Genomic DNA, 26,855 nt, shown 5'->3' on the forward strand with positions numbered 1-26,855 from the left:
TTAAGGTTGTAATATGGGATTATAAATAATATTTGCTGATGGTAAGCTTTACGATTGTTTTTGCTTTTTAAACACTGAAAAACCATCTGATGATTCCTCTCTTTTCTTTGTTTTTGAAGAGAAAAGAGGGTGGTTGTTCAATAGTTTCATGGTAGGTGATTCAAATTTCCAGTTTGGACTTTTATCCAGAAAATAAAAAACAGCGCCATCATTGGTTTCAATTTCGAAAAAATCATCCGAAAATTTATTCAGCGTATTTCTTACAGGCATATAGGTAATTTCTTTTATTTGCTCAGCAGGATAAGAGATTTTATTGATGATAAGGCCATGATCTGTTAGAAAGACATTGGCAGGAGGAAGATTTTTTTCCAGCATCCGATATTCTGATAAACAGATAAGCGGGAAAAATATGAAACAGAGAATGGTAGGAAAAATTAAGGTGATAGGATCTTCTTCTTGTGTACTTAAAAAATAACAGGCTGTTGTTACTATATGAACGAAAATAATAATCACTCCATACCTGTAAAAGAAGAACTTGAAATAACTGGGGTTTAATTTTTTCACGAATAATAATAGTGTTTGGTTTTCATAGCCATGGAGGCAGAAATGTATTTTGTTTTATAAAAATACAAAAGTTTGTCCTAATATTTATATTGATGTTTTTCAGTATTTAAAATTATTTAAGCTATTTTATGCATTATTTTAAAGGAATGGTGGAAAACTTGTTTTGAAAAAGTAGCGTTCTTTTCTAATGATTTGTTTATACATAAAAATCACCACTTATTTAAAGTGGTGATTTAGTATTTTGTTTGGCCAAGACTGTATGACCTTAATCAGTTTTATGAAAATGGATAAGATTAAGTGCCTGCTTCTTCGTCAGTAAAAATCTGAACGCTGGCTTTCTTTTCAATTAACTGAAGCGGGTACAGTTTCGGATTATATTCTCCGTTTAAAACTTCATTCAGAGCATGCTTTTTAGAAGCACCGAATGTAACAATCAAAATATTGTCAGCTTTATTGATGATAGGCTCTGTCAAAGTAATTCTGAACATTTCCTGAGGTTTCAGATAATAAGCAGCCACCCATTTTTCTTTTTCATCCAGAATCGCTTCTCCCGGAAATAAAGATGCTGTATGACCATCATCACCCATTCCTAAAAGGATGAAATCAAAAACACCTTCTTCACCTAAAACGGTTCTGATTTGTGCTTCATATTCTTTAGCATAATCTTCAGGTTCGATTCCATCTTTATACATTGGGAAAATCTGATCTTTATTCACTGGTACTTTATCTAAAAGTGTTTCCAGGGTCATCTTGAAATTACTCTTTTCATCATCCAGCGAAACCCATCTTTCATCTACCCAGAAAATATAGACTTTGCTCCAATCTATTTTATCTGCATATTGCGAAGTGGCCAATAAGCTGAAAATGGCTTTGGGAGAAGAGCCGCCGCTCACGGCTGCTACAAACTTCCCATGTTTTTGAATAGATTGTTCTGAAAGCTCCACAAATGTATCTGCCGCTTTTTGATATAAAGTATCTAGTGTATTAAAGATTGTGATATTCATTTTTATTTCTTCGTTAAATTCTAAACCCACTCATGTCCTTGTCTTTCCACCAAAGTATTGCTGTCGTCAGGTCCCCAGCTTCCTGCATCGTAATTAGGGAAGGAAGGATCTTTGGTGGTTTCCCACGTTTCCTGAATCGTTTTTACAACATCCCAGGCTTCTTCTACCTGATCAGAACGCATAAACAAGGTGAGATCACCTGCAAGTGCCTCTAAAAGAAGGGTTTCGTAAGCTTCAGGAGTGTCTGTCTGACAGGCAAAATTATCAAAAATCATTTCTACCGGCTTCAATTCTAATGAAAGTCCCGGTTTTTTAGACATAAACTGTAACCTTATATCCATTTGTGGCTGAATGTTAATAATCAGTCGGTTAGCGGACAAAGGGGATGAGCTTTCTGAAAATGTAGAATGAGGAAGAGGTTTAAACTGAATGGTGATATAAGAATGTTTCTCTTTCATTCTCTTTCCGGTACGTACATAGAAAGGAACGTTTTCCCATCGATGGTTATCCAGATAAAACTTAATAGCAACGAATGTTTCTGTATTGGAATCAGCGGCAATTCCTTCTTCCTGGCGGTAGCCGTTTACTTTGACTCCGTTTACTTTTCCTTTTCCATACTGACCCCGAACCGCATAATGATCTACTTTATCTGATGAAATTCTGCGGATTGATTTTAAAACATCCACTTTACGATCCCTGATCTCTCCAGACTCCAATGAAACTGGTGGTTCCATGGCTACCATACAGAGGATTTGGAGAAGGTGGTTCTGAATCATATCGCGCAAAGCCCCTGTCTGCTCATAAAAGCTGGCTCTTGTTTCTACCCCTACTTCTTCTGCAACGGTAATCTGAACCGACTCTATATGCCTGTGATTCCATAAAGGTTCAAAAATTGAATTTCCGAATCTGAATGCTAAAATATTCTGAACCGTTTCTTTTCCCAGATAGTGGTCGATACGGTAAATCTGTTCTTCCTGGAAGGTTTGTGAAAGAAGAGTATTAAGTTCTATGGCAGACTCTTTATTGTGACCAAAAGGTTTTTCTATAATAATTCGATCTTTTGAAGGATCGGAAGCGATAGAAGTATTCTTAATATGATTTGAAATGACGGATACAAAGTTCGGTGCAATGGAAAGGTAAAATAATCTATTCCCTCTCACTCCGTATACTTTGTCGAAATTTTCTAATTTATGATAAAGTTTTTGATAAGAATCTTCTTCATCCAGCTGATGCTGAAAGTAGCTGATGTGCGCCTGAAAACCTGCCCAATCTTCTTGGGTTACCGTTTTTCTTGAAAAGCTTTCCAGGTTTTCTTTAATATAAGCTCTGAATTTTTCATCCGTATTTTCAGCTCTTCCCAACGCTAAAATATTAAAGCCTTTGGGCATTCTGCCATCAATATATAAATTGTAAAATGCAGGAAAAAGCTTTCTTTTTGCCAAATCTCCTGTTGCACCAAAAATAACAATTGTGGTTGGATGCAGGATTGTATTGTCGCTCATTTTCCGGATTTATTTATTTAGGTTTTGCCATGAAGTGTGAAAGACTCCTTCTCTGTCTGTTCTTTGGTAAGTGTGTGCTCCAAAATAATCACGCTGAGCCTGAAGTAGGTTTATAGGTAATGATTCTGTGGTATAGGCTTCGAAATACCCTAAAGCGGATTGTATTCCTATGCTTGGAATTCCGTTTGATGCAGCAAAAGAAGCTATTTTTCTTAATGAAGAAATTTTTTCTTTTACGATTTCTGAAATTCCCTGGTCTAATAGAATATTAGATAAATTCTGATCTTTAGAATATGCAGAATAGAATTTTTCTAATAAAACGGAACGGATGATACATCCACCTCTCCATATTTTAACAACATCTTTTAAAGGAATTTCAAATTGATATTCTTCAGAGGCTTTTACCAATAATGCCAACCCTTGGGCATAACTGATTAAAGTTGCTAAATAAAGCGCATCACCCACTTCTTTGATAAACAATTCTATATTTTCCGGAGTGGTTATTTCTTCTTTTGGATATAATTGAGAAGCTTTCACTCTCTCTTCTTTATAAGCTGATATAATTCTGGAAGTTACCGCAACATCAATGGTTGGAATAGAAACACCAATTTCCATAGCCTGCTCAGAAGTCCATTTCCCTGTTCCTTTTGCACCGGCTTTGTCTAAAATTTGATCCACAAGAAAACCATCTGTTAGATCATCTTTTTGCTGGAAAATATCTCTTGTGATTTCAATAAGGAAAGAATTCATTTCACCCTCATTCCATGTTTTGAACACTTCATAAAGCTGATTATTGTTCAGATTGGCTCCTTTTCTCAACAAATCGTAAGCCTCGCTGATCAACTGCATGATGGCATATTCGATCCCATTGTGAACCATCTTTACATAGTTTCCTGCAGAACTTTTACCCATGTAAGCGGTACAGGCTTCACCGTTAACTTTTGCTGCAATTAATTCCAACATAGGTTTTAGCAGGTTAAAAGCTTCCAGATCACCACCAGGCATAATGCTGGGTCCTCTTCTTGCACCTTGCTCGCCTCCTGAAACGCCCATCCCCATAAAATGCAGGTTTTGGGATGCTAAATCAGCAATGCGTCTTTCAGTATCTTTGAAATAAGAATTCCCCGCATCAACTACAATGTCTTTCGGGCTGAGAAGTGGTGTAATGCTTTCCAGAACAGCATCTACAGGTTTTCCCGCGGGAACCATTAAAATAATTTTTCTCGGACTCTCCAAAACGGAGATAAACTCTTCCAGAGAAGCTGTTCCCTTCACTGAAGTTCCTGGAGTTGCTCCCTGATGAAGTTCTTTTACTTTTTCCTCATCCAAATCGAATCCTGCTGTAGAAAAACCGTTATCGGCAATATTATAAAGCAGATTTCTTCCCATGACTCCGAGACCGATGACCCCGTAATTGTACTTTTCCATTCTTATCTTATTTTAAGATTTATTTTATTTTTACAAGTCAAATTTACGGAAATGCACAGCAGTAAAAAAAATATCTGAAATTTTCTTTCAATCGCTGTAGTAGTTATCATCAACTGAAAAGATTATAAACAATGAAAATACATTGATAAAAAAATCACCACTTTATATAAAATGGTGATTTTTTTTGTGTTAATAGAAATTTTGCCTGATAAATGTAAATGAGGGCTTTTAGCTTTTGTATTACTATTCTAATCGCACTATATTAATAATGAAAGGAGCTGCAATATTTGTGGAACTCGGGGTTGATCCAAAAGAAAGTGCCTGGAATGATAGAACCTGGCCTGCGTTCATCTTTAACAACGTCGAGTTTGTACAGGTAATAAATGATGGGGCTCCATTTTTTTCAGGGAGAGGAACTTTGGTACTTGTAAATGACTGCTGGATTCCGTTTAAGCTGATTTGAGCATATCCTGTATATCCATCTCCATCGTCTTCGCTTGCATCTCTTTGAGGGTAATTAATCATAAAATCTACCTTATATAAACCGGTTGCATTGGCTGTAAAAGTATTTCCTGACATTTCGCTCAGATTATCAAAAGTCTTTGCGGAAGTTGCTGCATTGGTAAAAGTATTATTTAAGGTGATTATTGCTGTGCCAGTACCTCTTGCTGCACTTACGTTGGATGAAGTGCGTAATTGTACAACACCAGTACTGTTTACAGCTAAACTTCCTACAGGACTTGACGCTCCCTGCAGTCCTTCCAGTCTTAAAGGGTTTGTAGCGTTGATGTGAAGTTTATTCGTTGCAGAGGAAGTTCCTACACCTATATTTCCGGTGATCGGATTGATTCTCATTCTTTCAATCAACCCTCCACCCACAGAGTTTCCGATATAGAAATCTTCTTCTGAACCGTTGATTAATGTGGAACCCGAACGAACGGACCCTAAAGCCCAGTTGGCACCTCCTGAAGAAGGCCCGCTATTGGTAAAACCCAGTAATGAATAATTTCCCGTAGCTAAAGCAGAAGTATTTCTTAATGATAAAATTCCATATTGGTTGGTTCCGGATGCAGCATCAATCAAATTATATCTGTTGGAGGATGGAGTGGTGGAAACTACATGCAAACGTGTTTCGGGAGACGCTGTTCCCAACCCGATTCTGTGATTGGCTGCATCCACTGAAAAAGTAGTTCCATCAACAGAAAAACCATTAATAGCGGTAGAGGTAAAGGCTAATGTATTGGCATCCTGTGTTACGACTCTGTTTCCGGTAAGATTTCCGTCAGTATTGTAAATATTTGTTGTGATTGCTATCCATTGAAATCCTGTGAAATAGTGATATCCTGTGTTATGAATGCTGCCTACCTGTGCGATACTGGGGACAAACCCGGCTGGGGTAATAATGTCTGTGATATAAACAATGGCACCTATCTGGTCGCTTCCATACGTTCCGAAATCTTTTGCGGCTAATTGCTGTTTAGAAACTCTTGGCGGTAGAAGACCATCTTTCATATGAGGGTTTGTACTTCCTGTAACATCTAATGTTGCATGGGGAGTGTCGGTATTAATCCCTATCTGTGCAAATGTGGTTGCAGCTATTGCACACAAAGCGATCAAGGAATAAAATTTCTTAGCTTTCATGTTATCGGTTATTAGTTTGTAGTTTTTATGATTTTTTTAAATAAATGATTTATTTCATTAGATTGTGATAAATAAAAGGCCTATTATAAATCGTAAATCAGATGCACAAACATATTTCAATTTTCAGTTTTATCATTACGTATAAATACTGCATTTTATGAAAAAGTGTTTTCCAGAGCAGAGCAGGCATTACTTATATTGCAGAATGTAGGTGATTGATAATTATTTTTAGTGTTTTTTTTGCAATTTCATTTATGTCTTTTGTTTTGTGCTTTTCTTTTTAATTTAGTAAATAGAATATTGTTATTTGAACTAGATTCACATAAATTTAATAGCTAAAAAAGATGACCATAAAAATCTATAGACCTGAAGACCCCATGCTAAAAAAATATATTGAATGCTATTATATCCTAGAACAAACTTCAGAAGAATCCCCAGCTGCTTATTTTACTTTTCCGAGCATCTATACCATTGTCACCATTAGCGAAAACACAAAAACTCTGGCCACCAAAAACAAAATAACGACCAGATACTGCTCATCCGAACCCATTGAAACCAACCTGGTAAGTAATTTTAATGAGCCGGTACTGGTCAGCTATGAAGGCAGAATCAATGAAGTTACGACTTATTTCAAGCCGTTGGGAATCAATTCATTTATACCGAATAATTTAAAAGACTACTCGGAAGGAAGCTTTCCTGATTTTAGTCCATATGAGGATTACAAAGAAACCATGGCAGCCATTCTTTCCATAAAAGATCCGTCTGAAAAGATCCGTGCGATAGAATTGTACTGGCTTTCAAAATTTCGTCCGTTTGAGAATGCCTTGTTAACAGAGGTCTTGACCGAAATGCTGGATACAAGTAAAACAGATCAATCTATGACCCAGTTATCTTATACAACAGGCCGGTCACGAACAACAATAAATAAGCATTTTGATCAGCATATTTGTAAAACGCCCTCCGAATTCAAAAAGATTATCAGATTCAGAGCTGCCATTCAAAGCCAGATTGACGATAAAAATAGAATAGGATTGTCTTATACTGTGGATTATTTTGACCAGTCACACATGATAAGAGATTTTAAAAAGCTAACAGGTTTTACCCCAAAAGTGTTTTTTTCGAAAGCATCGACCCTTGAGAAAGGTCTCATAAAATGGATGTTTATTTAGTGGGTTTACAAAAATACAATGATGGTTATTGATTAAGTGGTAACATTGTGATCTAATAATACATTCAATAAGTTTATGAAGCTAGTTCTAATCATCCTGTTATTCCCAACTCTCATTTTCGGGCAAAAAAATGTGGCCGCTAATCTCGCAAAATATATGCAGGCTCAGGTTGAAGTTAATCATTTTAGTGGAGCTGTCCTTGTGACAAAAGACGGTAGGGTGTTGCTAAAAAAAGCATATGGTTGGGCAGATTACGAATGGAATATTAAAAACACCATAGATACTAAATTTCAGCTGGCCTCAGTAACCAAACAATTTACCGCTGCAGCTATCCTTCTATTGGTTGAAAAAGGCAAACTGTCCCTTGATGATAAACTGAGTAAATTTTTTCCAGATTACCCTAAGGCTGATAGTGTTACAGTTCATATGCTATTATCGCATACTTCAGGGCTGGCTATGGGTTTTAAAGAAATAGCCTTAAGTTCGATGGATAAAGAGTCTGCCTATGCTGAAATAAAGAAAATACCTTATGAATTCTCTCCCGGAACGAAAAGCGGATACAGTAATATTGGCTATTATTTATTGGCTAAAATCATTGAAAAAGTATCAGGGGAGAAGTATGCCGTTTTCTTAAAGAAGAATATATTTGAAAAAGCCGGAATGAAGAATACGGGCGTCAGTAATAATGAGTCGGTAGTTGAAAAAAAAGCAAAGGCTTACTGCCATACAGAAAACGGGCTTATTCATAATCCCTATATCAATTGGGAGATTAATGTTGGCCATGATGGCGTTTATTCTACTGTTGAAGATCTGGCTTTATGGGATAACGCTTTATATGGAACAAGTGTTCTTTCTGATCAGATGAAAAAACGAATGTTTAAGCCTTATGGCACTGAAAACTGGGGATATGGCTTTATCATCAATCCGTTTTATAATCACGGACATCAGTTGATTGCCCATGACGGAGGCTTTTTTGGTACCATGACTTCTTTTAACCGATTTACGGATGATAAGCTTTTTGTGACTGTACTTTCTAATAACGAATCATTTTCTCATATTATAAGTTATGGACTTGCTGCTATTGCATTGGGAAAAGAGGTAGAACTTCCTTACAAACACCTCCGAGTTGAAATAGACCCAGGTTTATACGATCAATATGTCGGGCAATATGATACAATTGACATATTGAAAATGGATGGTAAACTTTATTTCAACAATATAGAAATGGAACTCATTCCAGAGTCTAAAACCAAATTTTTCAGAGCGGATAATCATGACAGGACCATAGAATTTATCCCGGACAGCACGGGGCTTTACAAGTCGATAATTTTGACAAAAGGCGGGGTGAAAGAAGTTGTAAAAAGAAGTAAATAGCCACAATTTTTTTGATATCATATAAAAGCCATTATCACAATTTATGATAACGGCTTTTTTTCTGCGGTGAAACTTATATAGTTTTAAGGTAAAGTTCCTGAAGTTCTTCTGCTGTAAATGCTTTGGACTGGAGATTCTGCACCAGCTGTCCCTGTTTCATAATTCCGATATTTGAGGCCACACTTACCGCATTAAAAATATCATGGGTAGCCATGAGTATGGTTCTCCCTTCCTGTCCCAGCTGACGGATAATTTCCGTAAACTCTGCTGTGGCAATAGGGTCCAGGCCACTCGTAGGCTCGTCCAGTAAAAGTACTTTGGCATCTTTGGCCAGGGCAATTGCTATTCCTACCTTTTGGCGCATTCCCTTAGAATAGCCACCCAAAGTTTTATGATGGGCCGCTTCCTGCAATCCGGTATGTTTCAGAAATGCGGACAGTTCGGCTCTGGTGTAATTGAATCCTGCTATTTTGGAAAAGAAATCCAGATTTTCCATGCCGGTAAGGTTAGGATATAAAAGTACGGTCTCCGGAATATAAGCCAGTTCTTTTTTTATTTTCTGCGGATGATCTGTCACCGATATATTATTGATAAAAGCATCTCCGGATGTAGCTTTGATGAGTCCCAAAAGAATATTGATTGTCGTACTTTTGCCTGCTCCGTTTTGACCTAATAACGCATAAATTTCTCCTTTCCCAACCTCTAAATTAAGGGATTGAAGCGCTGTGAAATCATTATATTTTTTGTGTAGATTAATGGTTTTTAACATAGTTTTCGGTATTTATTTTGTGAAAGAAGAATTAGTAAAGCGATGATGATCAAATAAGGTAAGAAAAGCGTCAGCATATTCAGTTTTTCAGTTTTTGTGAAATGGTCTACAGTTTGGGTGCCCCAGTTAACAGATTCTGCATTCTGACCTGAGAAAATGAGCGGATAAAAAAACAACCGTTTTCGTTCATGAAACTTTTGAAGTGCCGCACTGTATTGCAGGTGATTATCCATCCCGGTCTGAGCCAGCTGGCTCTCGGTTAGCTGGGTATGGATGTTGGGAAGAAGATAGCCCAGGAAAATTGCGGCACGGTTACGCTTGTCCATTTTTTCTCTGTAAAGGAATGCAGATTGTGATGCTTCTGCATCTCCCATATGCTGCATGGCGTAATACCAGGTCCAGGTGAAGGTGTCATTCTCTTCTACGGTAAACTTTCTGTACTGAGGATATACTTTGTAAAACTTTTCCATGGTAGGCTTCTTGGGCTCATCCCATTTGTTATGGTAACCTTCACGCTGTTCCATGACTGCCTTAAGAGACTCCTGAACAGGATAAGACTTTTGGATCAGCAGATTACAACCCATCGGAATAATGAAATTCATAGCAACCCACACAATAAGAAGGATGAGAGCATTCTGAGCAGATGATTTTCTGAACAGGATGATCCAGCGGCATAATACAAACCAAAAGAGAATATACAGCCACCCCGAGAGGATAAAAAGTATATAGAACTTATCCAGAGGAATCCGGATCCAAAGTGTGGCAATGATGATCAGCAGAAGGTAGATCAGGCTTACCGCAATACCTCGTATGATTATTTTGGCATTTAGAAATCTTCCCAGATGCCCGCTTTGTACAGAAAGAAGTTTCCAGGTTCCTTTTTCCTCTTCTTCAGAGATGAGGTTATAACAGAAGGCAATAATGACCAATGGGAAAAGAAAAATCAGGACAAAGCTAAAATCGAAATTCCCGACAGCAGCATTGGCAGGATTATAAAAATCCGAATTGTAACGCTGTTCTTCCAGATTTCTTATGGTAACGCCCTGTATCGATGGATTCAGATCACGCATACCCATATTCAGAGCTGCAAGCTTTGGCGTTTCATTGACAAGGTTGAATTTAATGTAATATAAGATCAGACCCAGATCATCCTTATGAAATTTTACATTGCGTGCAATGCTTTCTTTCTGAAAATTGCCGCTTTTTGCAATAATGTCTTCATTTCTATCCAGGAATTTTTTTCCGGTATAGATAGCCATGAGGCCTGCTGCCAGTAAAAATACCAGGGCGATAAGATAGGCCTTGTTGCGGTAAAATTGTTTATATAAATAATGATTCATTAGATAAGTTTTAGGTTTCTACTGCTTATTTCGATGATTAATACACAGGCTGCAAGCCAGAACAAAAGGGCTGCGGCAGATATCCACTGATTCTTCATACTTTCGGTAAGAGAAGTATACTTATACTCGAAATCAGGGAATTCTTTCCAATTTTTTCCGTCGATCACAGCCGGAGGACCTCCTTTTTCCGGTTTTATATTGCTGATATACTGTATTTGCAGATCATTCAGTCGCTGTGCCATCTTGTAGCGGTATTCTTCGGCCTGTTTTTGAAACTGGATGTAAGAGAAAAAATCTGTTCCCGTTGCTGCCATAGAAAAATGTCTGATGGCCAGAGAAGGATCTATAAACCCGAATAGCTCTGAGAATTTCTGCTGCTGGTGATACTGTTCCTGTAACCTTTTCTGGTGCGAAATGTAAATCTGAGAACTGATCTTCTCTCCCTCTTTCATCACAAATCCACTGTAGTTGAAGGGCAGTTCATTGGTATTGCTTACTCCGTAGTGAAGAAGGAGAGAATCTTTAATCTTCTTAAAATGAGGGTCATCCGGATTATGGCTGTCTCCTGCTTTCAGAATGTCTTTTTCCAGCTGGGTTTCAAAAGCAATACGGGATGGGGTAGAGTACAGGTTCTGTGCAGCAAACTGGATCCCTTTCGGAAGAAAAATGACCAGAAAGAGCCAGCATCCGATCAGGCTTACCAAAGCTGTTGCAGAAGTCCTGCTTACTGATGATATTACCACGGCCAACGTGCTGATGAAAAAATAATAAATCATGTAAGCGGGCAGGAGAGAAAGTATTCTCAGTACAATATCGTTAAGGAGAATCGTTTCCGAAAATGCGGCAGTAAACAAGACCACAGGTAATACAGGCAGCAGAAAGAATAATGAAAACTGCCACAATCCAAGGATTTTGCCCCAAAGAATAGCCCTGTTAGACGCTCCCTGAATGCTTAGTATTTTCAATGTGGTGTTCTCACGCTCCTGAACAATGAGTCCGAAACCCAGAAACAGGATGATCAGCGGTACGATGCTCTGAAGAATAAATGCACTGTTGAAGGCTCCGAAACGAACTAAAGCTCCGGAACTTCCTGCCTCGGAAAGGTTAGCGGTATTCTGTTTGTGGGCCTCCAGAAAAATAACATTTCCCAGATAATCATCCAGTCCGTTATCAAAAAGACTTAAAGGATGGGCGGTCCGGAACACCAGGTATCCGTAATGAGCCATCCTGTGCGGATGCTTGTCTGGCCGGTCTTCCCAATGTTCCCGCACCTCGCTGCGGTATTCTTTGATCTGGGAAACGTTATCTGTATATTGCATGAATCTGACCCCGATGCTCATCATACAGAATAAGAGCACAATAACAGTGATAAGCAGATTTTGTTTTCCTTTGAGCAAATCCTGCCGGGTTTTTCTGACGATACGTCGTAAGTTTGAAATAGGCATAGTTTAAAAATTATAGGTAGCAGTTAATAGATAATTTGTGGGAGCTCCAGGAAAAAGTCTGAGATAATTCTGTGCGCCCACCCAATAAGAAGTATTTGTGATATTATTGACCGTAAGAGCCAGCTGCACTTTCGACTGTAAAAGAGTATAATACACCGCAGCATCCAGAGTGGTGTAAGCCGGAAGCTCAAATCCTCGGGTAAACCATGGAACTTTGGAACTCTGGTACAGCATGCCTAACCCAACTCCGAAGTCGCTCAGGAAGCTTGTTTTTGAAAAATTATAACGGGTCCAGATATTGACGGAATTTTTAGACGTATTCTCCTTTCTTTGGCCTATGAGAGCTGCGTCTGCATCGTCTACTATCCGGGCGTCGATATAACTGTATCCGGCATAGATGTGCCATTGAGGAAGAATATAGCCTGTCACTTCAGCCTCAAAACCTCTGCTGCGGTCGGCACCACGCTGTATCAGCTGATCCGGTTCTGCAGGATTGTTGGCATTGATCAGGATATTTTTCTGATTGATCTCATATACCGCAAGACTGGCCGAAAGCATCCCGAACAAACGCCCTTTAACCCCTATTTCCTTAAGATCAGAAGTTAAAGGTTTGAATTGGGCAGCGGATTCCGAACCGGTAAACCGTCCGGTATTGGGCATTAATGTCACCGTATTGGATTGGGGCTGGTATCCGGTAAGATACGTTCCATAAAGGTTGATCTGATCCGTCAGGCTATAGGTGATTCCCAGTCTGTATAAAAACTTATTGTTGCTGAATGAAGATTCGTCAGCTTCTTTAAAGTGGGTTGTATCTTTAAACCATTCATGACGGATCCCGGAAAGTACTTTGAATTTTTTCCATGTAAAAAGATGCTGAATATAGGCTGCATGAGTGGTGGTAAGCGCAGCAGGCAGCTGGGTTGTCACATTGGTCTTATACAAATCTGCTCCCTGATAATTTTGCGCTCCGGGGCTTAAATCAAAAGGAGTGACGTTCGGTTTGGGTACTGTTATTCCATTGTAGAGGATCGTTTCATAACGGTCTGCATTGGCAGGATTATAAGAGGATGCCACAGAACCGTCTTTCATCAGAAATCCTCTTGCAGCATTCTGCAGGCCTCCTTTTCGCTTTTCCCAGATCTGGTTATCGTACCCGATAAGAGTTTGATGTTCCACCTGCCCGGTTTTAAAGTTGAAATTAAAATAGGCATTCAGGTTGTCTGTAGCCCAGTTTTGCTTTCTCTGGACAAACTGCATCATAGCCAGGCTGGATATGGGTTTGTTTTCAATATCAGGGACAAAAGCTCCTGTAGTACGATGCTCCTGAAGGTCTTCTTTCCACAGCTGTTTCATGTAAGAGGCATTAAAGCTGATGTGTTTATTAATATGCCTTGAAAAGTTTCCCATAATGATCAGCTCCCTGGTTTTAAAAAAGTCGTCGGGAGCCCCAAGATTTAAACTTTTCGGAGTGCTGTTGAGGTCGGTTTTCCCTGCTACGGCTCCAAAAATAGGCTGGCCGCGGTCCAGGTTTCCATTGAGATGATTAATGATCATCTCCACATTCAAAGAAGTTTTTTCATCCGGGATATAGGTAATGGAAGGCGAGATCAGAAAACCACTGTTGTTAATATGATCCCTGAAAGATTTTGCATTCTGGTAAGCCCCATTAAAACGGTATAGTAAAGTTTTGCTCTTATTCAGAGGTCCTGTAAGATCTGTTGTAATCCGGTAGGTATCAAAACTTCCGCCTGAAAGACTGATTTCGTGCCGTGGATCCGGTAAGGGCTTTTTAGTCACCATATTGATGGTTCCACCGGGATCTACGCTGGACATGGTGATGCTGGCAGGGCCTTTAAATACCTCTACACGTTCTATATTGGAGGTCATAGGCTGCAGAAAATAATACTGCCTGGTTCTCATTCCGTTGATGATCTGACCTTCTTCATTCTGGCTGATTCCCCGGATGTTGTACTGATTGTAATAACTTGAAGGAGAAACGCCGCTTACATTTTTCAATACTTCTCCCAGCTGAAAGGCCTGGCGTTCGCGGATGAACTCTTTGGTAATGGTATTAAGCGTTAAAGGAAGATCCTTATTCTTCATGGCTGTTTTAGTGGCTGCAAAAGAATATTCTGAGATATAATCTTTTGATTTTCTGCCGATGATTTCTACCGTTTGGATTGATCCTGATGCGGAGTCTTTGCTCACCGACTGAGCATTCAGTAAAGAAGATGAAATAATAGCTCCCAAAGCAGAAAGCTGTATGGTTTTGCCGGAAATGAGGTTCATTACTTCCGGACCGTTAAAGTGGTTGATGCGCATTACAAATTGAATAATACAGACATCTATGATGCCGTATATTAATAAAAAGGATTTTGTATACAGAGAGGTATACAAATACCCACAGAAATAGACTTACAGATCATAAGACCTGCAATAGGTAACGGGCTGCAGCTAAAAAATAATCAGGCTGCAGTATAGAAATCTGATGGGGGTGCGCGGGAGCTGAAAAAATCGAGTAAACACCGGTAGCTAATGGCCTTCGGTTGAGGCATTTCACTGTCGTTGGCCGTGTTTACAGCAAAATCTACCGTTAAAGATTCCGGCAGAACCACATGATTCATATGCATATGGAGGGCACACTGGCAATGGTCATCCTTGGAGAAGGTAGGTCCTTTTTCTTCTTTAGAATCTTTTTAGGGAAGGTTTTGGTGGTTGCGTGCTTCGCATGTTCAAGACATATACTTATTCCACTGACGTTCGATAGGAAGATCAGTAACAAAGAAAAGACAAAAAAGGTTTTCAATGTTTTTTGCATAAGAAGCGTCAAAAGTAGGGATAAAATTTTATAAAATGAAACTTTGTTGCAATAATAAGTAGAAAACAGATTCAATTTAATCATCCGAAACAGAAAATCGATGCTTAATGCGTTTGCCTGTATGATATGGCTAAAGACCGTGCTAAAGTAGTATTGAATGTTATAACCAATTCAGGGATAGATTAAACAAGACTTTTAGCAGAGGGCTTCGGCAGCAAAAATCCGATAGCGGATAATAATTCTGAACAAGGAAAGGCGCAAAACCGTAGAGTGGAGCTGGTGAAAAAATAATCTAAAATCTACAGAAATAAAATCTTTGCCCCAGAAAAAACATCATCCGTACATGATCTTTTTAAACACTAAAATCCTTAAATCTAGGTACTTTCCCATTCGCTTTTTATTTGTAAGTTAGTTCCGCCAAAAACGGTATGTAAAATATCCTGAACAATATTGATGAAGAAGGATGTATACTGTTTCATCTCGTTATTTAAAAGAATTTTATACACCATAAATCTAAAATATATTAATATGAAGAAGACACTGATTATTCTATCCATAGGCGCTTTGCTTGCTGCCTGCAACAAAAAGGCTGAACAAAAAACAGATACTGAAAAGGATACCGTTGCCATAGAAAATCCTACAGCTATGGAAAAATCTTCGGGTGGAACAGATAATTTTGATATCAACTCTATACCCGTTTCTACTGTTGAGGTGGGTGATCTTCCCTTTTTCAGTTTTCCCAAAGGACTGGCATTTCAAAACAAGCCGGTACAAAGAAGTTATGATATGTTGTTTTTCCCGCTTAAAGGCGTAATGACGCCCATAGAAGGAAAAGTCTGGAAAACGTATGTTGTCAACGAGAAAAGCAATACAGAAGAATGGTCGTTGCCGTATTTTTTGAAAAGTTATGATGATGCGATTACAAAAGTAGGCGGAGTAAAAATATTTGATGGTAAAGTTTCTCAACAGGAGCTTGACAGAATACAACCGGAAGCCAAATACTTTGGCGAAGAAGGGTCTATAGACTATTGGAACGAACCCGTAAAAGTATATGTCATCAGAAGAACCAATGGCGATGATATTTATATTCAGCTCTATGGAAATACGGCAACCGGAGCCCTACAGATTCTACAGAAAGCCCCGTTTAAACAAACCATTTCAATCCTAAAATCTGATGAAATAAAAAAAGAATTGGATGCAAAAGGCAAAGCAGTACTGCATATTAATTTTGATACCGACAAAGCGAGCTTACAACCCGATGGTAAAACAGCCGTAGATGAAATCACAAAAGTCATGAAAAACGACAGCAACCTAAAACTGGCCATCAACGGATATACTGATAACAGCGGAAATGATGCTCATAATCTCCAACTGTCAAAAGACCGTGCTACAGCCGTGTTGAATGCGATAACCGCATCAGGGATCGATAAAGCAAGACTTTCAGCAGAGGGCTTCGGCAGCAAAAACCCGATTGCAGATAATAATTCTGAACAAGGGAAGGCGCAAAACCGAAGAGTGGAGCTGGTGAAAAAGTAATGTAAACCCTGTAATTATAAAGGATTAAGAAGATTACATTATGAAAAACATTATTTTTTTATTTTTTCCTGTTGTTATGTGTAATTGCCAAACAAATAATATTAAGATCAGTTCAAAGCCAATTAATATTACAAGAAAAATATTTTCAGTTAAACAAGATAAAACGGTAAGCGTCCTAATAGCTGACAATAAAGATGTCATAGAAATATTCAAACCGAATAGCAATGATGTTTGTACTAAAATTGAATTAGGAAAAAAATATTCTTTTAAAGTAACATGTGTAAGTTGCTTAATACAGCAAGGTATTGAATCTCCTAGCATATATATATTAAATGATTCGACTATAATAAAGTATAACAATTATTATACGGCAGAAGAGGATCAAAATATTTGTATAAAATAATTTTTTTACAGATATTTTCTGTTTCGCAAAGGCTCTAACTTTCAGCAGAGGGCTTCGGCAGCAAAAATCCGATAGCGGATAATAATTCTGAACAAGGAAAGGCGCAGAACCGTAGAGTAGAGCTGGTGAAAAAATAATGACAATGCCTGTAATAATAGAAGGATTAAGAAGATAACATGATGAAAAAAGAATGTATAAAATAATTTTTTAATAGAAATACTCTGCTGTCCAAATTCGGGAGGCTTTGGATAGCAAAGAATACGTCTTTACTGAATCCGTTGGAAAGAAGTAATTTATAATAAAAGTTTACATTATATGTAAACTTTTTTGTATATTTGGTAGGTAATGTATGTGTTAAATCAAATTACGGGTGAGAAACAGGCTGCAACAATAACTAAAATTGATGCCTCTGAAATCTCGCAAATTAATAAAACCAAACGATTTGATTTTAATTGGAACAAAGAAAAAAACTTTCATGTTTATAAATTAACAGCAGAGGATAAAGAAGAGCCAATAGGACTACTGTCAGTAGAGGAACGGCCAAAGGATTATGCTTTGGAAATCAGGCTTCTGGCGGTCTCTAGAGAAAATGTTGGTAAATCGAAGGAGTACAGCCGTATTGCGGGTTGTCTTATTGCATTTGTATGCAGAGAAGCATTTAAAAGAGGGTTTGAAGGATTTGTATGCCTAAAGCCAAAAACAAGGCTTGAGAAACATTATATACAACTATATGGATTGCAGTCAACCAAAATATATTTGATCACTGAAGGAGAAAATTCATTACAATTAATTCAGGAATATTATGAAGACAAATAGAAAGGATATTAAGGAAATAGATTTTTCAAAGTTTACAGGTGAAGAACTTGCAGATGCTTTTGTCTTTCCTGCTGATAAAATTTTGAATGCGAAGGAGAAAAAAGAGGAAGAGGACTTTTGGGCAGCTCGTAGGAATCAATTTAAAAATCGTACTCACAAGCAAAAAATGTATTCAAGATTGTTACAGCTAAAGTTTCAATTGGAAGACTATATAGATAGCAACCAATATGTGGAAGCTTTTAGTTTTGGATTTTTTTTAAAAGAGTATGTTAGCAGACAAGAAAAAAAAGATAAAGACTTTGCTGTTGAGGTGGATATTAAGCCTGCTGTACTGAGTCAATATATTAATAATCATCGAAATCCGACAGATGAGTTCATCATTAGACTTGAATTACATTCCAACGGGATGATTCCCGCAATAAATTGGTTTAAAGTTATTCAAAAAGATAAAGAGCATGAGATCATGACAAATCAAAAATTAAGAGATGAAGAACGTAAGCATGTTAAAAATAAACTAGGATTTGCCTATTAGCTTTTACTTACTTTAAAGAGATAGCTTGCTCCAAAGTTGGAAGACTTTGGAGAGTGAGGCTTCGGCAGCAAAAATCCGATAGCGGATAATAATTCTGAACAAGGAAAGGCGCAAAATCGTAGGTGGAGCTGGTGAAAAAATAATATGACCCTGTAATAAACTATTTAATGATGAAAATCAGATATTTTACCCTTTTATTGGGAATGGTTGGAGCCGGTCTTTTTGGACAGACTCCAGAAAAAATTACTTTTAAAGATACCCAAAACCATTATTTGAAATTGGTTCCGAAGGATAAAGCTGAAGGAATCCTTGTTATTTTACCCGGAGGCGGTGAAAATGGCGAAAAAGTAATGAATCAGATTAAGCTGGATGATCTGGCATTGGAAAAGAATCTCATCGTATTACTTCCAACCTGGGAAGACGGGGATTTCGGATTTCATATAGAGCAGAAGTTTTTAGACAGAATGGTAAAGGATACAGTAGAAAAGCATAAAGTTTCTAAAGATAAAATATCCATTGGCGGACTTTCTGGTGGTGGAATGCTGGCTTTTACCTATGCTGAAAGAGCAATCAGGGACAAAAACACCTATTTTATCCCCAATTCTGTATTCGCTCTTGATGCACCGTTAGATTACGAGAATATGTATTACAGGCTGCAGAGAGAGATAGAAAGAGACTATTCTGATATTGGAACTAATGAAGCAAAATATCTAACTGCTGAAATGGTTGAAGCCATTGGTACACCGGATAAAAACAGATCCAATTACCTAAGAGAATCTATGTTTTCTTATCGTGAAAAAGATGGAGGCAATGCCAAATATCTTCTGAATATCCCTATTCTGATGTATACAGAACCTGGAATTATATGGCAGATGGAAAACAGAGGAAGGGATATTTACGACCTTAATGTGGCAGATATTACAGCTATGATTAATCTATTACGATTAAAAGGCCACAAAAACGCTGATCTTGTCATCACCAATGATCGTGGAATTCGTCCGGACGGTACAAGACATCCTCATTCATGGAGTATTATGGATTCTAAAGAATGTTTAAACTGGATATTAAAACATATGAAGGCATAAAGTGACCACAGCTGATAGAATGTTTCAAAGGTATTAGCAGAGGGCTTCGGTAGCAAAAATCCGATGGCGGATAACAGTTCTGAACAAGGGAAGGCGCAAAATCGAAGAGTAGAGCTGGTGAAAAAGTAATGTAAACCTTATAAGAATATAGAATTAGATATTTTTTTACTTAAAAATCCCAACGAAGGTTGGGTTTTTTTTGTTTTATTTCTGGAGAGCAGGTTATTCTCTTTTATTGATTTTTTTTCTAAACCAATTCTTTATATTTTTAAAAAACTCTAGATGAATATTTTCTAACTTGTATATATGTTCATCTAATTCCTTTAATAGTTCAAATTGTTTTTCAATATATTCATTGAAACCAATGATCTTGTCATCATAAAACTTTTCATTTTCTTGCAGAGCTTTTTTAATTTCTTTAAATGTCATGAATTTATATGGTGTTTTTTTACTTTTGTTACTTGATTTCAGTATTTCTCTCATAGCTACATAAATAATTACTAAACGTATGGTTCTTTGTAATCAAAAAATCTCAGCACTGCTGAGATTTTTAAAGATATTGTAACATTCCAAAAATTATTTCGAATCTCCAGGTTTGTGTTTGTGAGGTTTTAGATCCGGATGTTTTGGTTTTGTTTCAGGGGTTACTCTTCTTCTTCTGTCTGGGGTTCCATCAGACTTGTCAGGTTTTGGGCCTGGCTTAATTGCTTTAATTGTTTCCATTATAAAATTTATTTAACATACTAAATTTAAGGTAGGTCAAACTTCCTACATTACGGAAAACCACAATTGATGTATTATAATCTTCTTATTTTTATATATAAATAACTTAATATGATACTAACGTTAATTAATATCTAATTTGGTATTGGTGAATTCTTCTCAACAACATTCTTAATTTTAATTATTTTATCATTCTGCGTTTATCTCTACAGGATTTCCAAATATAAAAAGTATCAGAAATCTAAATATGCAATTTCATGTCTTTCAATCATATTAACTCTACATTTAGTAGTCTTTCCTTTTCTATATACTTTAATGCTCAAAAGTAATCCAGCTAGTTTTGAATTTAAAACAGCTATTCATGATAGTCGAAAACGAGTAGTGCTTAATGAGTGGATTGATGATTCGAAGAATATTCCTTATGAGATTAAATCTCTCGAAAATATTAAAATTTCAAATTATACTATCCTAAACAGGCAATTAAAACAATTGAAACAATTAAATTTTACTGAAAGTAATATAATATTTACAGATTACAAGATTAATTTGCCAAGTAAAAATTTTGACTTTACAGCAACTATCTATATTTTTGATAGAAAAGGTATTTTAAAAAAGGAATTGTATAAAGGTGGAACTCAGGCTGAATTAGATTCTGTGAAATTTGGAAGTATAATAAATCAAAATATTAAATACCTTAAAAATGAATTGCATTACTATAAAGTTAAAAAAGCAGAATTAGATAAAAATAATTTTTGGACTTATGCAACACTACTTCCATATAGTATATCTTCAATATTTACAGGAAATATGTCCCCATTAACGCCAATGGCTAATATATTATATACTATTCATTATGCTGTCATCTATTGTATTGGGATAGGCATTTTTCTTTATTTTCTAATTAAAAATCTGGAGTTCATTATTAGAAATCGAAAATCTTAATTCTTTTGACTATGATTATGAAAGTGTTGCGTTTTTTCAAATATTGTTTTTTTTATTTTTTGCTTTAAGTAATATCTCTAAAGTCTGAAGGCTTCGAAGAGCGCAGGTAAATAGGATCATTCTCTTTGATTTTGCTCCAAAGTCAGGAGACTTCGGAGAGCGGGGGTTATTAGAAAGTCTTATCCAATAAATATACAATTCTTGGAAACAAATTTTTTGAATTTGAGCTGGTAAATAAGAATGAAGATTATTTCCTTTGAACTATCTCCAAAGTTGAGAGCCATAAGAGAGTGGGAAAGGATTTTTAGATAATATTGTTGTTATAAAATTTTAGATTTACAATACTAGAAAACTACATAAAAGTATTTGTGTGGTAGCAGAAATTTTAATTTGAAAATTACTTAGTAATACTAACTCAAAATGAAAAACGTAACTAAAAAAGTTTAGATATTACAGGATAAACTAAACTCAAATATCAGAGTTGCGAGCATTTTTTTTAAGTGCATTTAATTTTGCCATTAAAATATATTTTTGATCTATATCATTTAACTTTTTATAATATTTTTTAGCAAATTGAGGTTCAATAGATTGAATGAAATGTAACCAGCCGTATAGTCTATTTCGCGTTAACTTTATTTCTTCACCTAATTTACTATAGAAATCTAAACTATCTGGGTCTTCACCTTCCTTAATTAATTTATGAACAGTATGTGATCTGTAGCCGACTCTTTCTATATAATTAATTTCTAAGCGAATATTTTTTTTTCTTTTTTTGAAATTCTTGGAATATAAGAGTCAAAAATAGTTAATCCAGTAACATATTGTTTTTGTCCTCTTTTCATAAATTTCGTTTTTTTGTCATTTAGCAAAAAGTTGTGTTTTTCTATTGTTAACTTTATACTTTCTAAGGGAATCTCTTCTGTATTTGAAGAAAAGTATAAATCATCAGCATATCTTGTATAAGTAATTTTTTTTCCACACAATTTTTTTAATTCCTTATCTAATTGATTGGTAACAATATTTGCTAAAGTTGGACTTGTACAAAAACCTTGAACAAGATGATTATCTATAGTTACTATTTTTGCTATCCACAATGCAATGTTTTCATTATAGCCTATACTTATTAAGGCCTCTTCAACCATTTTTTCAGTGATGGTTTCAAAATAATCTTTGATGTCAACTGATAAAACTAGTTTCTTTGCAAGGTGGCACTCTGCATTGGATCTAATGTTTTTTCCTTTTACAAAGCCATGTACAATGTCTAAAGGTGTAAAAATTTGAATAAGGTGATTATTTAAAATCTTTAATGAATTCTTTAATTGTAGAGTCCAAATTTTATGTACAGTCCTAAATCCACCATTATGCCCTTTCTTTCTTAATTTAAACTGATCTACTGAAATAATATTATTGTTCAAAGAAGTCAAAGAGGCTAGTAATACATCTTCTTGATTAAATGTGTCTATGTTACGAATGAAATAGTCATCTTCAATAGCTTTTTCAAGAAATAATAAATCACATCTTAAATAGTTAGCTAAATCTTTTTTTGTACTTAATTCGGTGTGTTTCATTACTTATATAAATATAAAAAGTGGGTGTCAGATAAGATAAGATTGAAATATTTTGTTGCCGAATACGAAATCGTATCCAAAGTTTATCTGTACACCCACTAATAATTTTTTTGTAGATTTTGCAAATATACCTTAAATTCTTCTTTTTTTTGTCTAGAAAAAAAAAGATTTTTGTGAGTATAGTTTACTAAAGCAATTTTGGGAGCAACCAAATTAAAATTAGATTTCATCCTTGGAATTGGTTTCTCTTCGGTAAATAATTGATAAAAAATAAAATTCAGATAATCTACTATTGCTAGATTTTCTTCATCTTTTCCTACTATATGAAACTCGCAGTCAACCCTTTCTTTATAAATGGAGAAGAAATTTGTTAAAATATTATTCAGTGAATTCTTTTTCAATTCAATAGTTTCAAAGAAGAAAATATTTTTCTCATTTTTATGTGCTTCTATTCTATCCTTTAATAATTTTTTTAAAGAATATGTAAAAAAATCAGATTCATCCATAGATTTCATTTTCTCTCTGAAAAAATCAGTTTCTTTATTTGTAATTACGAAGTAAGCCCTGTAATCTAATAATGGTAATATTTTATATACTTCTGCACGAACATCCATATTATTTTCAGTTGCATGAAAACCTTGTTTTGATATTTTCTTCCTAATATCTTCATAATAAATAGAGCTTTGAATATCAGTTTTTAAATTAAGTAAGGCATCTGTTATTGTTTGTGGGCTATCTGTTTTAATGCAACCATGAATAAAAATTTTTGAATTATTATTTATATTTCCTGATTCATCAATATAAAAGTAATTAGTTTTTATCATAAAGTATTAAGTAGTGGGATACAAAAATATCTTTTTAATCAATTTTGAAGTTCAATAAATCTTTAGGTGGTATATTTAACCCCCTAGCTAAATCAATCAATGTAGTAAATGCAAAGTTCCTTTTTCCATTTTCTATATCACTTACTGTAGCTTTAGTAATTTTAGAGCTATTTAGTACAACATCATCTTGAGTAAGTCGAGATTTAAGTCTTAATTCTTTGATGTGTTCTCCAAATTTTTTTAGTATTTCATCTTGCAAAACATCCATTTATGAGTACTTTCTACAAAGGGCGGAAATTTTTTTGCAAATTTTGTTATAAGAACTTGTAACAAAATGAAAATTTCTTATATTTGGAAAAGATTACTTATTAAAGTAGCTTTGCGATACTTCAAAGAATAATAGAAGCTATTGCTTAGAATCTCGTATCAGAAAACTGGTAATTTTTAGCACACGGGAAGATAGGCAGGAAGCTCACGACCTAGGCGTGGGCTCTCTTATCTGTGTGCACGGTATACCAGTACCTCTGATTCAGATATTGTAGAGTCCCATGCCGTTTTTATTTCATGCTGTTCAGCTTTTCTACAATCATCTTTTTCTAAGCCACTTCATCATATAAAGTATCATGATATGATACAATGGAGTGTACAATCCATTGCGGCTTCAGGGCTTTCACGGGAACACAGATTTTATTTCTATTCATCATTTACCATACAACTCAGCGTACATCGGTAGGCTGGTGGTTTCATGCATTCTAAAAATACATAATGAAAAAGATAAAAACACATTTCGATACCCGCTTTCGGACAAACAATAAACACTCCGGGCTACAGCTGATGGAAACTTTCTTCCATTTTAATGAGCTGGATGATTCCAAAGAAATACTCAGCAACCTGATGAACTATGCAGTAAAGAGAAATAGCTGGATCCATGAAGATCCGGCGGTGATCTTCTATTTTCATCAGTCGATGAGGTCGCTCATCCGGGCAGGATATCTCATGATGCTAAAGGAAAGAAAATGGACTGTAGATAGCCAGCCGGAAAAGATTTCCCCGTGGCTTCTTGGCCTGCTTTCGGAGAAGGAATACCGGAATCCGCTGCTGGTTTTCAAAAAAGCATTCAGAGCATACACCCTCAAAGAATTTGATTATTTTATGTCAGGAATCGTCTATTTCTCCATGGGCGTCTATGAAAATCTACCGGAAAGGAATATCGTGATGCCCTACATCCATACCGTTAAAATGCTGGATGCTGCACACCTTATTGTTCAAAGAAAGAGAGAAAAGAAGATGGCCGACACTCATTCAGGATAAGAGGGTTGTGTATAAATTATTGATTCAGATGGTTAATGTATTGATGATGTTTTTACCACGCAAAGATTTAGTTTTATTATGTCTATTTTCAGGGAGCAAAGAATAGAATCAACAAAGTTGATTCGTTGAAGCGCGTGGATAAGCATAAAGCTTCATCAGCGACAAAGTCGCATCACTTTTGCCTCCTTACCATAAAGCAGAATTACTCATATACTTTGCGTTTATCAAATCATTTCAAATATGATTTTACATCTATCGTATACACTGTAGATTAATAAAAAATGCCCCTTTTTTCAGGGGCATTCTATTATGGTGCTTTTACTTGCTCTATCTTGATGTATACTTTAGAAAGGTTGGGCTGGGCACTGCCTGAAGTAGGCGCTCCTACCATAATGGTTGCAGTGTAAGCCGTTTTTGAAGAAGCATTACTGTCTATCCAGGTATATCTTCTATGCTCAGGTCCGCCACCGGCTCCATCTATAATCCCTATATTTCCCCAATAAGCAGTTCCTACTGCTCCTGTACCTTGAGGAACCCAGGTAGTTGATGAATCATTCATACCACCCCATACTCCTGAAGTAATATTGTTTGTGGTTACCGCTGAACCAATATATCCGCCATACTCGGTGTTATAATTCCAATATAGATTAACGGTAGCACCTGTATTATTAAATAATTGTACGTTCGGAACAGCAGCGGTTGTACCACTTGTGGTATCGAATATTACCCTGATTGAATACTTACCGTCTGGAGTAGCAAGAGGTAAAGTATAAGCCTGTTTCCCGTTAGGATCGGTTGTGAGCGTAGGATATCCCATCACAGCGAGATCTGAAATGTCTGCACGGCTGGTATTTCCTACTGTCGCAGTACAGTTTTGGGCTGCCGTTAAGAAAGGAATTGCTGTGGTGTTCAAAGGAAGGGTCATATTATTGGCAGTGGTAGGAGTTCCGGTCACTGAGAATACCAATTCACCATCTCCAAACTCTAATGTTCCGGGTCTTAGCTGGAAGGTTAATCCGTTCACTGTAAAAGGAGCTCCTGAATTATAGGCACCCCCGTTTCCCTGGTTATAGGTAACTCTCAGATTTCCGTTGAAAGGAGTGCCGGCAGTATAAGTAGAGGGATTTAAATAGGCTGTAGTACATTGTAATGCAGAAATTTCCGGAGCGATAGCATTGGTTGCCTGGGTAAGCCTTTGCCATAGAGCGCCGTCAAAATAATAATAGCCCATAGCAGTAACAAGGATACGTTGTCCTGTAGCATCGCCACCGGTAACATCCGTAATATAAATTAATGCTCCTCTCTGATCACTGCCATACGTAGCAGTGTTGGCTGTGAGCTCAGCTCTTGTAAGCCTCGGAGCCTGTAATCCGTATGTTTGTGTGTTATCCGTAATCACTCCTGAATCATCTCTTTTAGCAGAGACATCCACTGTGGTTTTCGGTAAAGTTGTATTGAAGCCTACTTGGGCACATGCGGATCCAGCAATAAGAATAGCACTGAATAGTGTAAATTTTGTTTTCATGTTAAGGTGTTATTTTGGGTAAGTCAAATATACCTTTTTTTTAATAAAAAAATAAAAAAAAAACATTTATAATTAAAGAAAATTAATTAATAATTAGTATTATATTGAAGTATAGGAATTCTAAGTGGGTTTGTAATGATTTAATTTTAGTGTTTTATATTGGATTAAAACGATTTATCTCAAATTTTGTTAAATTCCTATTTTTCTCCGAAATAGGATGATTTTTTTTAATATTTGGATATTTATATTCATTATTTTATTTCAATCGGTTGTAATGTATTGAAGAGTGTAACTTGATGTATCATAGTTAAATATAAATGGTTATAAGTGAATCTAATACATTGTGATGGGTCTACAATATTCAGTTGAATTTTCTTGATAGAATTCTCAGTTGTAAACACTTTTTTGAGTATCCAATTTAAATAGGGTCTAAGATTGTACAAACGATGTGTTTCTCTGACGCAAAGTTTTCATTTTTGAAACTGTTGATGAAAAGTGCGCAAAGCATTGCAACTTCGTCGCCGATTAAAGATACA

General features: G+C 36.2%; 24 protein-coding genes. 9 read left to right on the top strand and 15 right to left on the bottom strand.

Annotated features, from left to right (window positions below; all coding sequences use genetic code 11):
- Positions 1–48: 48 nt before the first annotated feature.
- The 5 genes from H5J24_RS06335 to H5J24_RS06355 form a co-directional block, all read right to left on the bottom strand.
- Positions 49–564, bottom strand: coding sequence for a hypothetical protein (locus H5J24_RS06335; protein ID WP_141395706.1), 516 nt, complete (start codon positions 562–564; stop codon positions 49–51).
- A 293-nt stretch (positions 565–857) separates the two neighbouring features.
- On the bottom strand, positions 858–1,568 hold the full coding sequence (gene pgl, locus H5J24_RS06340; protein ID WP_068945149.1) for a 6-phosphogluconolactonase: 711 nt from the start codon (positions 1,566–1,568) through the stop codon (positions 858–860).
- Between the two features lie 20 nt (positions 1,569–1,588).
- Positions 1,589–3,070, bottom strand: a complete 1,482-nt coding sequence (gene zwf, locus H5J24_RS06345; RefSeq protein WP_068943905.1) for a glucose-6-phosphate dehydrogenase — start codon at positions 3,068–3,070, stop codon at positions 1,589–1,591.
- A gap of 9 nt (positions 3,071–3,079) precedes the next feature.
- The gene (gene gndA / locus H5J24_RS06350) at positions 3,080–4,498 is read right to left on the bottom strand and encodes an NADP-dependent phosphogluconate dehydrogenase (RefSeq protein WP_068943904.1); all 1,419 of its coding nucleotides are present in this window, start codon (positions 4,496–4,498) and stop codon (positions 3,080–3,082) included.
- Between the two features lie 243 nt (positions 4,499–4,741).
- Positions 4,742–6,139 (bottom strand): hypothetical protein, encoded by a 1,398-nt coding sequence (locus H5J24_RS06355; RefSeq protein ID WP_068943903.1) that lies wholly within the window; start codon positions 6,137–6,139, stop codon positions 4,742–4,744.
- A 344-nt stretch (positions 6,140–6,483) separates the two neighbouring features.
- On the opposite strand from H5J24_RS06355, the gene H5J24_RS06360 reads away from it, so the two are divergent.
- Entirely contained in the window at positions 6,484–7,308 is an 825-nt protein-coding gene (locus H5J24_RS06360) for a helix-turn-helix domain-containing protein (RefSeq protein ID WP_068943902.1), read from the top strand.
- 75 nt (positions 7,309–7,383) lie between these two features.
- Positions 7,384–8,682, top strand: a complete 1,299-nt coding sequence (locus H5J24_RS06365; RefSeq protein WP_068943901.1) for a serine hydrolase domain-containing protein — start codon at positions 7,384–7,386, stop codon at positions 8,680–8,682.
- Positions 8,683–8,755: 73 nt separating this feature from the next.
- Here the strand turns inward: H5J24_RS06365 and H5J24_RS06370 are convergent, their stop codons facing one another.
- The 4 genes from H5J24_RS06370 to H5J24_RS06385 are packed head-to-tail and all read right to left on the bottom strand — an operon-like array spanning position 8,756 to position 14,558.
- The gene (locus H5J24_RS06370) at positions 8,756–9,451 is read right to left on the bottom strand and encodes an ABC transporter ATP-binding protein (protein WP_068943900.1); all 696 of its coding nucleotides are present in this window, start codon (positions 9,449–9,451) and stop codon (positions 8,756–8,758) included.
- Positions 9,445–10,791 (bottom strand): DUF3526 domain-containing protein, encoded by a 1,347-nt coding sequence (locus tag H5J24_RS06375; RefSeq protein ID WP_068943899.1) that lies wholly within the window; start codon positions 10,789–10,791, stop codon positions 9,445–9,447. Before H5J24_RS06375 ends, H5J24_RS06370 begins: the two co-directional genes overlap by 7 nt.
- On the bottom strand, positions 10,791–12,236 hold the full coding sequence (locus H5J24_RS06380; RefSeq protein WP_068943898.1) for an ABC transporter permease: 1,446 nt from the start codon (positions 12,234–12,236) through the stop codon (positions 10,791–10,793). The genes H5J24_RS06375 and H5J24_RS06380 overlap by 1 nt, the downstream gene beginning before the upstream one ends.
- 3 nt (positions 12,237–12,239) lie before the next feature.
- Complete coding sequence (locus H5J24_RS06385) at positions 12,240–14,558, bottom strand: TonB-dependent siderophore receptor (protein ID WP_082811245.1); 2,319 nt, start codon at positions 14,556–14,558, stop codon at positions 12,240–12,242.
- Positions 14,559–15,582: 1,024 nt separating this feature from the next.
- Here H5J24_RS06385 and H5J24_RS06390 point away from each other — a divergent pair.
- The 5 genes from H5J24_RS06390 (at position 15,583) to H5J24_RS06410 (ending at position 19,426) form a co-directional block, all read left to right on the top strand.
- The gene (locus tag H5J24_RS06390) at positions 15,583–16,590 is read left to right on the top strand and encodes an OmpA family protein (RefSeq protein ID WP_068943895.1); all 1,008 of its coding nucleotides are present in this window, start codon (positions 15,583–15,585) and stop codon (positions 16,588–16,590) included.
- 40 nt (positions 16,591–16,630) lie between these two features.
- Entirely contained in the window at positions 16,631–16,993 is a 363-nt protein-coding gene (locus H5J24_RS06395) for a hypothetical protein (protein ID WP_141395705.1), read from the top strand.
- Positions 16,994–17,344: 351 nt separating this feature from the next.
- Positions 17,345–17,809: a GNAT family N-acetyltransferase gene (locus H5J24_RS06400; RefSeq protein WP_141395704.1), complete on the top strand. Its 465-nt coding sequence runs from the start codon at positions 17,345–17,347 to the stop codon at positions 17,807–17,809.
- A complete protein-coding gene (locus H5J24_RS06405) occupies positions 17,796–18,341 on the top strand; it encodes a helix-turn-helix domain-containing protein (RefSeq protein ID WP_068943892.1) in 546 nt (181 codons plus the stop codon). Before H5J24_RS06400 ends, H5J24_RS06405 begins: the two co-directional genes overlap by 14 nt.
- Before the next feature lie 167 nt (positions 18,342–18,508).
- Complete coding sequence (locus H5J24_RS06410) at positions 18,509–19,426, top strand: hypothetical protein (RefSeq protein WP_141395703.1); 918 nt, start codon at positions 18,509–18,511, stop codon at positions 19,424–19,426.
- A gap of 222 nt (positions 19,427–19,648) precedes the next feature.
- Here H5J24_RS06410 and H5J24_RS06415 read toward each other — a convergent pair whose 3' ends face one another.
- A complete protein-coding gene (locus H5J24_RS06415; protein ID WP_141395702.1) occupies positions 19,649–19,855 on the bottom strand; it encodes a hypothetical protein in 207 nt (68 codons plus the stop codon).
- A gap of 147 nt (positions 19,856–20,002) precedes the next feature.
- Entirely contained in the window at positions 20,003–20,149 is a 147-nt protein-coding gene (locus tag H5J24_RS06420; RefSeq protein ID WP_167387015.1) for a hypothetical protein, read from the bottom strand.
- A 315-nt stretch (positions 20,150–20,464) separates the two neighbouring features.
- Between H5J24_RS06420 and H5J24_RS06425 the strand changes: the two genes are divergently transcribed.
- Positions 20,465–21,091: a hypothetical protein gene (locus H5J24_RS06425; RefSeq protein ID WP_068943889.1), complete on the top strand. Its 627-nt coding sequence runs from the start codon at positions 20,465–20,467 to the stop codon at positions 21,089–21,091.
- 746 nt (positions 21,092–21,837) lie between these two features.
- On the opposite strand, the gene H5J24_RS06430 is transcribed toward H5J24_RS06425, so the two are convergent.
- From H5J24_RS06430 to H5J24_RS06440, 3 genes are all read right to left on the bottom strand, one after another.
- Entirely contained in the window at positions 21,838–22,659 is an 822-nt protein-coding gene (locus tag H5J24_RS06430; RefSeq protein WP_232816136.1) for a reverse transcriptase family protein, read from the bottom strand.
- 98 nt (positions 22,660–22,757) lie between these two features.
- Positions 22,758–23,483, bottom strand: coding sequence for a DUF3800 domain-containing protein (locus tag H5J24_RS06435; protein ID WP_068943887.1), 726 nt, complete (start codon positions 23,481–23,483; stop codon positions 22,758–22,760).
- 34 nt (positions 23,484–23,517) lie between these two features.
- Positions 23,518–23,751, bottom strand: coding sequence for a helix-turn-helix domain-containing protein (locus H5J24_RS06440; RefSeq protein ID WP_068943886.1), 234 nt, complete (start codon positions 23,749–23,751; stop codon positions 23,518–23,520).
- A gap of 497 nt (positions 23,752–24,248) precedes the next feature.
- On the opposite strand from H5J24_RS06440, the gene H5J24_RS06445 reads away from it, so the two are divergent.
- Positions 24,249–24,794 (top strand): hypothetical protein, encoded by a 546-nt coding sequence (locus H5J24_RS06445; protein ID WP_068943885.1) that lies wholly within the window; start codon positions 24,249–24,251, stop codon positions 24,792–24,794.
- A 307-nt stretch (positions 24,795–25,101) separates the two neighbouring features.
- On the opposite strand, the gene H5J24_RS06450 is transcribed toward H5J24_RS06445, so the two are convergent.
- The gene (locus H5J24_RS06450) at positions 25,102–26,319 is read right to left on the bottom strand and encodes a hypothetical protein (protein WP_068943884.1); all 1,218 of its coding nucleotides are present in this window, start codon (positions 26,317–26,319) and stop codon (positions 25,102–25,104) included.
- Positions 26,320–26,855 lie beyond the last annotated feature (536 nt).

Origin of the sequence: Chryseobacterium capnotolerans, assembly GCF_021278965.1 — a bacterium.
In the GTDB taxonomy this organism is placed as follows: Bacteria; Bacteroidota; Bacteroidia; order Flavobacteriales; family Weeksellaceae; genus Chryseobacterium; species Chryseobacterium capnotolerans.

Coding starts and splice junctions, on each gene's coding strand:
- pgl (WP_068945149.1), bottom strand. CDS start 1,568: ATGAATATCACAATCTTTAATACACTAGATACTTTATATCAAAAAGCG.
- zwf (WP_068943905.1), bottom strand. CDS start 3,070: ATGAGCGACAATACAATCCTGCATCCAACCACAATTGTTATTTTTGGT.
- gndA (WP_068943904.1), bottom strand. CDS start 4,498: ATGGAAAAGTACAATTACGGGGTCATCGGTCTCGGAGTCATGGGAAGA.
- H5J24_RS06355 (WP_068943903.1), bottom strand. CDS start 6,139: ATGAAAGCTAAGAAATTTTATTCCTTGATCGCTTTGTGTGCAATAGCT.
- H5J24_RS06360 (WP_068943902.1), top strand. CDS start 6,484: ATGACCATAAAAATCTATAGACCTGAAGACCCCATGCTAAAAAAATAT.
- H5J24_RS06365 (WP_068943901.1), top strand. CDS start 7,384: ATGAAGCTAGTTCTAATCATCCTGTTATTCCCAACTCTCATTTTCGGG.
- H5J24_RS06370 (WP_068943900.1), bottom strand. CDS start 9,451: ATGTTAAAAACCATTAATCTACACAAAAAATATAATGATTTCACAGCG.
- H5J24_RS06375 (WP_068943899.1), bottom strand. CDS start 10,791: ATGAATCATTATTTATATAAACAATTTTACCGCAACAAGGCCTATCTT.
- H5J24_RS06380 (WP_068943898.1), bottom strand. CDS start 12,236: ATGCCTATTTCAAACTTACGACGTATCGTCAGAAAAACCCGGCAGGAT.
- H5J24_RS06385 (WP_082811245.1), bottom strand. CDS start 14,558: ATGCGCATCAACCACTTTAACGGTCCGGAAGTAATGAACCTCATTTCC.
- H5J24_RS06390 (WP_068943895.1), top strand. CDS start 15,583: ATGAAGAAGACACTGATTATTCTATCCATAGGCGCTTTGCTTGCTGCC.
- H5J24_RS06395 (WP_141395705.1), top strand. CDS start 16,631: ATGAAAAACATTATTTTTTTATTTTTTCCTGTTGTTATGTGTAATTGC.
- H5J24_RS06405 (WP_068943892.1), top strand. CDS start 17,796: ATGAAGACAAATAGAAAGGATATTAAGGAAATAGATTTTTCAAAGTTT.
- H5J24_RS06410 (WP_141395703.1), top strand. CDS start 18,509: ATGATGAAAATCAGATATTTTACCCTTTTATTGGGAATGGTTGGAGCC.
- H5J24_RS06415 (WP_141395702.1), bottom strand. CDS start 19,855: ATGACATTTAAAGAAATTAAAAAAGCTCTGCAAGAAAATGAAAAGTTT.
- H5J24_RS06420 (WP_167387015.1), bottom strand. CDS start 20,149: ATGGAAACAATTAAAGCAATTAAGCCAGGCCCAAAACCTGACAAGTCT.
- H5J24_RS06425 (WP_068943889.1), top strand. CDS start 20,465: ATGCTCAAAAGTAATCCAGCTAGTTTTGAATTTAAAACAGCTATTCAT.
- H5J24_RS06430 (WP_232816136.1), bottom strand. CDS start 22,659: ATGAAACACACCGAATTAAGTACAAAAAAAGATTTAGCTAACTATTTA.
- H5J24_RS06435 (WP_068943887.1), bottom strand. CDS start 23,483: ATGATAAAAACTAATTACTTTTATATTGATGAATCAGGAAATATAAAT.
- H5J24_RS06440 (WP_068943886.1), bottom strand. CDS start 23,751: ATGGATGTTTTGCAAGATGAAATACTAAAAAAATTTGGAGAACACATC.
- H5J24_RS06445 (WP_068943885.1), top strand. CDS start 24,249: ATGAAAAAGATAAAAACACATTTCGATACCCGCTTTCGGACAAACAAT.
- H5J24_RS06450 (WP_068943884.1), bottom strand. CDS start 26,319: ATGAAAACAAAATTTACACTATTCAGTGCTATTCTTATTGCTGGATCC.